This window comes from Streptomyces sp. TRD_SC_5 (assembly GCF_056836825.1).
The window spans coordinates 7,012,753-7,020,074 of the sequence record NZ_JBWZZS010000001.1 but is presented as its reverse complement, the minus strand read 5'-3'; the positions used below and the strand labels follow the sequence as shown (position 1 = coordinate 7,020,074).

Sequence of the window (7,322 nt, the reverse complement as noted above, 5' to 3'; positions counted from 1 at the left end):
GCGTAACCGTGGCTAACGTCTAGGGGAGCCGACACCAGAGCAGCGGAGAGACTCCGCGCAATCACGAAACACCAGGCCCGCCCTCCCGCTAGTGCCCACCTCAACCCGCACTAGTTGTCATAGCCGCATGGAATCATGTGGGAGTGAGTGGCGTAGATACAGTTCGCGGCATCGCCTACCAGCAGGCGCAGGGCGTGCTTGCAGCGGTAGAGGTGCTGCAAGATCCCGCCCTGGGCAGCGTGCGTGTTGAGGGAACAGACGATGCTGTGGACATCGAGCTGTTGGCCCGAGATGGCATGCTTCGTCATGCCATTCAGGTCAAGGTGCGCGCCCCGGAATACACCTGGGGCGAGACTGCATTGCTCACCGTCTTGAAGCGCTGGGCAATCCTCCCTGATGCGGCGCACGCATCGTTCGAGTTCCTCACCGATGGTCGCCTAGGGCCGAGTGGGCAGCGTGTGCACGATGCCCTTGGAGAAGCAGCCGCAGGGCGATCAGGCCCGCTCACTGAGCTGCTCGGCACGAGCGTCGAGGACTCGGTATATGCGGCCCTCGGAAGGGCGACCATCCGCCAGGACCCCTACAACACCAGCGCTCTACTCGTGCGTGCGGAGCGACAGGTGGCTTCCATGCTTCCCTTCGCACGAACGACAGAGGACGCACGAGAGCAAGCCACCCATGCAGTCGACCGCTTGTTTCGTGCCCTGTTCGACAAAACAAGCAACGCTGCGCCGCGACTACGGATCATGGACCGGCGCGAGATCGCGGCCTTGCTCGGAGTCCCTGCGGAACAGCCACCCGCTCTGCGGTGGAGTAACGTGCGGGAGCGCTACCTCGAGATGGCCGGCTCCTGCGCTGAGCCCGGTGTGGTCGAGCCAGCAGTCACCGGCATCGAGCTACAGACGCCTCTGACGGTGCGGCGCTTGGGGGGAACGGACAGGAAAGATCTGGATGTCCTCGACCTGTTGAGCGGGAGTGGTCCTGTCATTCTGGCCGGTCGCACCGGAACAGGAAAAACCACTGCGGCCAGAATTCTGCGCCGCAAGTCAGCGCAGGAGGGCACGACCGTCATCCTGACCCACGCCGAGTCCTTCCTTCCCGGCCGTCTCGCCGCGCTCGCGGCCGACGGACTGGCTGCTGTGCTACGAGATTCATGTCCCACAGCAACAGGTGTGCAGGCGCTGTCGGACGATCGAGTGACCTTGGTCATCGACGGCGTCTCGGAGGTGTCAGAACCTACCCGGCGTGCGTTGCACGAAGAGCTAATGGCCCCCGTATCCACGGGTCATGGAGCACGTGTTGTACTGGTAGGACGGGATATAGCGGCTTTGAGAGAGGCGTTGCCCAGCAATGTCTCTGCCGTGATGTACGAGATGGCGTCTCTGCGACACGAACAACAGATGGATCTCGTTGAAAAGGCCAACCTTGACATGACACCCGCGCCAGGTCGTGTTGCCGAGGTTGTGGCAGCCATCGACGGCGCGCTGGGGGACGCTGCGGGCAACCCGCTTCTGTTCTCCATGGCTTTGGCGCTACGCAGCAACGGCACGCCGGTGGGGGGACGGGCGGGGCTGTACCGCGCATTCATCGAACAGATTGCGGCGCGCAGTGGCGCCGTAAATCTGGCTGCTGTGCGGCTGGCCCTAGGAATTGTCTACGCACACCTGCTGGCTGAAGGCCGTCGTCATGCGGACCTGTACGAATGGCATCGCATGCTTTCCGAGGCCACCGACTCCCTCAGAGCAGCTGGGCTCCCCGCGGAACCGTTGGCCTTGAACAACACCGCGCGGCGCTGCGGTCTCATCACATCGCTCGGCTGGGACCAGACGGTGGTACCCATGCACGACTCGTTTGCGGATTACCTCGCAGCAGCCGCACACGCAGCCCGTGCCATGCCCCTGCCCAGTCGGCTGGGCTCAGGCGACGACCAGCGGATGCGTTTCTACGCCGAGATCGCAGGTGTCGACGCTGTGGCAGCCGCTCTGATCGTCAAGGATTTGCCCTTTACGGCTGTCGCCGTATCTGAATTCGACCGCACTACGCTCGAAGAGAACGCCCCGGAGACCGTCGCAGCCCTTCTGCGCAGCTTGTCCTGCACAGAAGAGGGTACGGCCCTGTGCAGGCTGGACGACCGCCGGATCATTGCGGTACGGCATGCAGGGCAAGGAGCCGCGTGGGTGGAAGAGACGCAGGCACGCGATCTGACCCACCAATATGGTGCTGTCGTCCTCGAGGAGGATGCCGGTCCTCTCACGATCGCGGTGCGGCTGTGGCGTCGTGACCTGCAAAAAAAGCTTCAGCAGCCCAACATGCTCCCTGCACGCCGGCCAGCGCTGGGCCAGTCGCCACGAGAAGCACTGGCAGCACACACCGAACAGACCGCACGCCTCACCAACAGTCTGATCCAACGCGTCACGCCTGCTGGCGATGCGGGAGCGCTAACAGCTCAGGTCGGTCCATTGGGACTGCACGCGGTCATCGGCCCTCAGGAGGAGGGCCCCTTCGGCCGTCACACCCCCGTGGACTACTGGCACAGCGACAACATCACCGTCACCGAGGGACTGCAGGCAGAAACGGCCCCCCTGAGCAGTGACTGGGCAAGCTCCACCACGCTCGAGCACCTTCTGGCCACTTCGCCCGCGTCCACGGCGGCACAACGCGTCCGCAAAGCCATCGAGAAACTCACAGTCCCGGGATGGCTCACCCCCTGAGCTCATATCCGCGAGCTATCTACACAGCGAAGGCAGGTAAGACGGCCCATGAATGAACCCCAGATGTGGCGAGCGGTGACCCAGCAAGCTGAGGCCTGGGCAGCCCTACCGCTCATCCAGACATTCGCATGCCAGCTGCCGCGGAACGCCCCCACCCGTAACAGCGGCGTACCCGGGCGGTTGCAAGGGCTGCAGGCATCCGGGGCCGATATCGCCGCTACCCCACTCCGGCTGTCCCAATCAGTGCAGGCTCATGACCAGCTGCCGCCAGCGTTCAATACGCCATGCGACGAGGGCGAATGGCAAACTTGGCGGAACCTGGCAGCGACTGTCGAAGCTGCACATCGTACGACCATCGCATGGCTGCGCTCACGTATGCCGGGCTACCCTCAACTGCCCGCACCTCAGCTAGCGCCCGGCACCGCTCTGACCACGGCCGAGTACACATACCGCCTCACCTGGCAAGCCGGCGAACGGGCAGCTGGCCTGCAAAGTCATGACGTACCCTCCGATGCAGCCCGGCGCCTCCAAGCCACGCCCGCTGAATCACGCAACCTCGCCGCAAGCGCCCGCGCCGTAGCTTCAGCGCTCCAGGCCAGCGCAGAATGGCAGCAGCTCGCAGAAGCCCGGAAGAGCCTCCATGACGCCGATCGCACAGCGCTTCGACATGTGCGCGCCCGCCTTCGGCAGCGGCTCAGTCCGCCCGAGATCGACGCCCACGAACCTGACCTGGCCGTCCCCCGGCACGGCTACCGCTGCACCGTCGTCTCCGAAGAGATCGGAAGCCTCACCGGACGAGCACGCGAATTCGCCGACGCCTTCGACTCAGCCGACCAACTCGTCGAAACTGCTGCCAGCGACGTCTTCGGCCAACTCGCCATCTACGGTCCGCCAACCTTCCTCGGCCCGGTTACAGACATCGACTTCGCATCCGGCACGCCCCAACGCGCCCACTTCACCCTTCCGACGAACGACTGGCTAGAACCCGGCCAGCTCGTCAAGATCGACGACCCCCTCATTGCGGACACATGTCTCTTGACCGGAGGCACCTTCAGCCTCGGTTCCTCGCCCACCCGCCTGTCCGCCCAGGTCCTGCCCGGTACAGCAGCTCTCTGGCCCTCCGCCCCGAACGCCGAGATCAGCTGAGCCCGGGCAGTTCGACTGAAGCCCGGCACGTCAGCCGTGCTGTGCGGTCCAATAAGGTATGCCCTCCCAGCCGCCGTCCGCCCGCCGACTTCAGCACCTGCGCCGAATCGCGAGGCGCCGACCTATCCCTCACGTTTCACCCCGCACCCAGCGGCTTGGCCCCGATCCCTCCGCCGGTGCTTTGCCCGCCGGAGGAGGGTGGGGCGCCACAGTCACGCATCTGTCGACTGTCCTGACAGCCGTCGCCGCGGTCGCGGCACTCGTGTTCACGGGAGTGTCCGTGCGGCAGAACACTACGGAACTCGGCAATCGCAGCCGAGAGCTCGAGTTGGCACAGGGAAGCCAAGTCACCGAGCGATTCACCGCTGCGGTCGCCCAACTCGGCGACGACTCAATCGACGTGCGCCTCGGCGGAGTATTTTCTCTGCAACGCGTCATGACTGATTCACCCCGCGATCAAGCCGCCATCGTCAAAATTCTCGGGGCCTACATACGCATCCACGGGACAACGACCCGGAAGGCGACTTTCGCCGGAGACCGCGCCAAGGATCAGGCACTGCCCGACGTGGCCGCCGCCGCCGTCGTGGTGGCTGAGCGCGACCCTTCCCACGATGCACCTGAAGCGGTGGACAACCTGGACCTGCTCACCTGGACCGGCGCCCGCCTCAACGCCGTTGACTTTCCCGATTCGGCACAGTTGAACTATGTCAACCTCACGGGAGCCAACCTCCGCCATGTGGACCTCACCGCCGCTTCCCTCGACAACGCGAGGTTCACCAAGGCCAACCTTGCCGGCGCTAACTTGCAGTTCGCCCAGTTGACTAACGCTCAACTACAGAATGCCAACCTTGCAGGTGCACAACTCGCGGATGCTGCGTTCAACAGCGCCGATCTCAGTCACGCAAACCTAAAGAATTCCCTGCTCGAAGGTGCAGAACTCCACCAAGTCGATCTGACCAGCGCCGACCTCAGAGGTGCCGATCTGACCCGCGCTTCTCTCTATGACTGCCGGCTTACCCATACCGATCTGCGAGACGCCAATCTCAGGAAGGCGGATCTCACACGGGTCGACCTAACAGCAGCGCTGCTGGACGGCGCAGACCTCAGAGGCGCCAAACTCAGCGAGGCAAAGCTACCAAAAGGCGTTGATTTTAAACGGTAGTTCAGCCCTCACCCTCGGCGGCGCCAGAAACCTGGAAGGGCAGCTCTGCGGTCAGCCCGTACTTGGCTTCGTATTCCGCGTGGTGGCGGCCCATGTACCCACGGACTTCGGCAGCCAGCTGCCCGGTGGCTTTGAGTGCCTCTTGATGGCTATGACGAGCCTGGGCCAGACCGTCCACTCGCTCAAGCACCGCTTCGTCGGTAAGCGTGGCCGCCCACTCGCTGATCGTCTCGCTCATGTCACTTCCCATCAGCGGGACGAGTACTTCCGTCAGGCCGGTGCGTGCGACCGCGGCCTGGATCCGCTGTCCGCCTCGTTCTGCGGCAGAGGCGGCTCCAGCCCCCGGCAGTTCGCTGCGCAGATCGTCGTATCCGGTGGAGATGTCCAGCTCCGGCGGCAGTGGTGTGACCTCGCGGCCGCCAGTGACGATGATCGGGATGGCTGTGGTGCGGACCCAGTCCTCCAAGTACTCCAGTTCCTTGGCAGTGATGTTCCAGATGCCCTGTGTGCGGACGCTGCAGCGACACCGTCGTCCAGATCGAGAAGGGAATGTACGCGCCGCGCGGCGCCGTCGCGATGATGTCGTTGACATGGATCGGCTGCCCACTACCTGGCTGTGGCCGCCGCTCGAGGGGCTGGGAGACCGCAAGGCCGGGGTTCGGTGCGTCGGGGTGGACGGCTCCCAGGCGGGCTGCTGCAACAGTCGGCCGACGATGTTTGGCCATGTTGGTGTACTCAACGAGGATCTTGAGCGGGTGTTCGTCCGAATCCCGGCGTTGGAAGGGCTGCAGAGCTCGGATGCGCTGAGCAAGAGGAGCACTGGGCTGCAACGGTGGAAGCCCACGCCTGCGGCGGTGGTTGAGCCAAGCCTCGAAGTCAGCGAGGCTTGTGCTGGCCGGCATCTCGATGCTGCGGGCTTCCTCTGCCGTGAGAGACCGTTGCAATAGGTGCTGCACTTCGGCGTACACGGTGTGTTCAAGCGCAGCACGCAGTTGGGTGAGAGCGTCAGCGACAAGACGAGGAATCGCCTCAGGAAGTGGCGCTATCGCAGTCACGACTACCTGCACTTGATCGCCGTCGACGACGCTTTTGAAAGAGAGCGGCTCTTGAGCGGTGTAGTCGTGAACCATTCGAATGACTCGGTCGATCGTCTGATCGACATGAGCCAGGGTCGCCGCAACATGCAGCTGGTGGTCCGGCAACCAGGCGTAGTCAGCAGCGGTAGTGCTCATGTCTGAGTACCTAACTAACGGTGCGTAGGGCAGGGCACTTCGGCGAGCTGACCGCCGCTAGGGCAGTTCTTCCAGCCGGGCGAGAAGGCCGCCGGCGGTGGCGACTGCCGCGATGGCGTCGGCGCGGGTCCAGGTGAAATTCTCCGTGGTGCCCACGTCGTCGTGCGGGGCACCGCTGAAGAGGGCGTAGGCGCTCTGGGTGAGCATCGCCCAGCGCTCCTCCTGGTTCCGTTCCCCGGCCTTCTTATGCAGCGCTTGGTCGTGGAGCTGCTTGGTGTTGCAGGCCTCGCGTACGGGATCGAGGGCCGCTCGGGCGAGGGCGACGGCGTGCTCGTACCGGCCGTCGCGGATCGCTGTCTTTGCTTCGCGGATCCGTCGTGCGCCGGTGGCCCGGGCCTCCACGGTGGTGACCGGGATGAGGACGTCGATGAAAGCGCCGGCATTGAGCTGGGTGAGGGCGTTGCTCCACGTCGCGTGCGGGATACGGATGATCTCCTGGTCCTGGGCGACGGGCCAGTGCTTGGTCTCTGCCAGGGCAGTGAGGGCGAGTTGGGCGCGCAGGACCAGGTCGGCACCCGCGCGCAGCTTCTCCAGGCCTCGCAGCTGCCGGTCCGTCACGGTCGTCTGCAGCATGAGCTGCATCTTGAACGGCTTCAGCCCGACGGGGCCCGTCGGGGCGTGGAGGCTGCCGATGAAGCTGGCGGGGTTGGGCATCTCGTGTACCCAGAGGTCGCCGGAGGCGAGGAAGGGCGCGTCCACGGTGTAGGTGCCGCGGGCGGTCACCTCGAAGGTCAGGGCGAGACGGTGTACGTCCCAGCCCTGGCTGAAGGTCACGTTGTGCTGCGCCTGGACGTCGACGCTGTAGTCGTTCATACCGAATTGGAAGTTGGCCATCGTTCCTCGCCTGGTTGAACTCTTGCCCGATGGTCGCAGGCCAACCGCCGTACCGGCAGCGCTTTTTCGCAAAGGATCACGGCGTAGCCAACTACAAGCCCTCCTGGGCGGACGGCTTCGTGGCGCCCAGGACGCGGCCGATCTCCTCTAGGGCATGGCTGGCGTAGTCATGTCGTA

At 64.5% G+C, this 7,322-nt stretch carries 6 protein-coding genes; 4 read left to right on the top strand and 2 right to left on the bottom strand.

What is annotated here, in order from left to right; all coding sequences use genetic code 11:
- Positions 1–143: 143 nt before the first annotated feature.
- From AC1P0E_RS32060 to AC1P0E_RS32050, 3 genes are all read left to right on the top strand, one after another.
- Entirely contained in the window at positions 144–2,711 is a 2,568-nt protein-coding gene (locus AC1P0E_RS32060; protein ID WP_482745601.1) for an NACHT domain-containing protein, read from the top strand.
- A gap of 669 nt (positions 2,712–3,380) precedes the next feature.
- Entirely contained in the window at positions 3,381–3,857 is a 477-nt protein-coding gene (locus AC1P0E_RS32055) for a nucleoside triphosphate pyrophosphohydrolase family protein (protein ID WP_482745600.1), read from the top strand.
- A 280-nt stretch (positions 3,858–4,137) separates the two neighbouring features.
- Entirely contained in the window at positions 4,138–5,019 is an 882-nt protein-coding gene (locus AC1P0E_RS32050; RefSeq protein ID WP_482745599.1) for a pentapeptide repeat-containing protein, read from the top strand.
- Between the two features lies 1 nt (position 5,020).
- Here the strand turns inward: AC1P0E_RS32050 and AC1P0E_RS32045 are convergent, their stop codons facing one another.
- Positions 5,021–5,485 carry a hypothetical protein gene (locus tag AC1P0E_RS32045; protein ID WP_482745598.1) on the bottom strand — a complete coding sequence of 155 codons (465 nt, stop codon included), beginning with the start codon at positions 5,483–5,485 and terminating at the stop codon, positions 5,021–5,023.
- Between the two features lie 481 nt (positions 5,486–5,966).
- On the opposite strand from AC1P0E_RS32045, the gene AC1P0E_RS32040 reads away from it, so the two are divergent.
- On the top strand, positions 5,967–6,257 hold the full coding sequence (locus tag AC1P0E_RS32040; RefSeq protein ID WP_482745597.1) for a hypothetical protein: 291 nt from the start codon (positions 5,967–5,969) through the stop codon (positions 6,255–6,257).
- Positions 6,258–6,308: 51 nt separating this feature from the next.
- Here AC1P0E_RS32040 and AC1P0E_RS32035 read toward each other — a convergent pair whose 3' ends face one another.
- The gene (locus AC1P0E_RS32035) at positions 6,309–7,145 is read right to left on the bottom strand and encodes a hypothetical protein (RefSeq protein ID WP_482745596.1); all 837 of its coding nucleotides are present in this window, start codon (positions 7,143–7,145) and stop codon (positions 6,309–6,311) included.
- Positions 7,146–7,322: the final 177 nt, after the last annotated feature.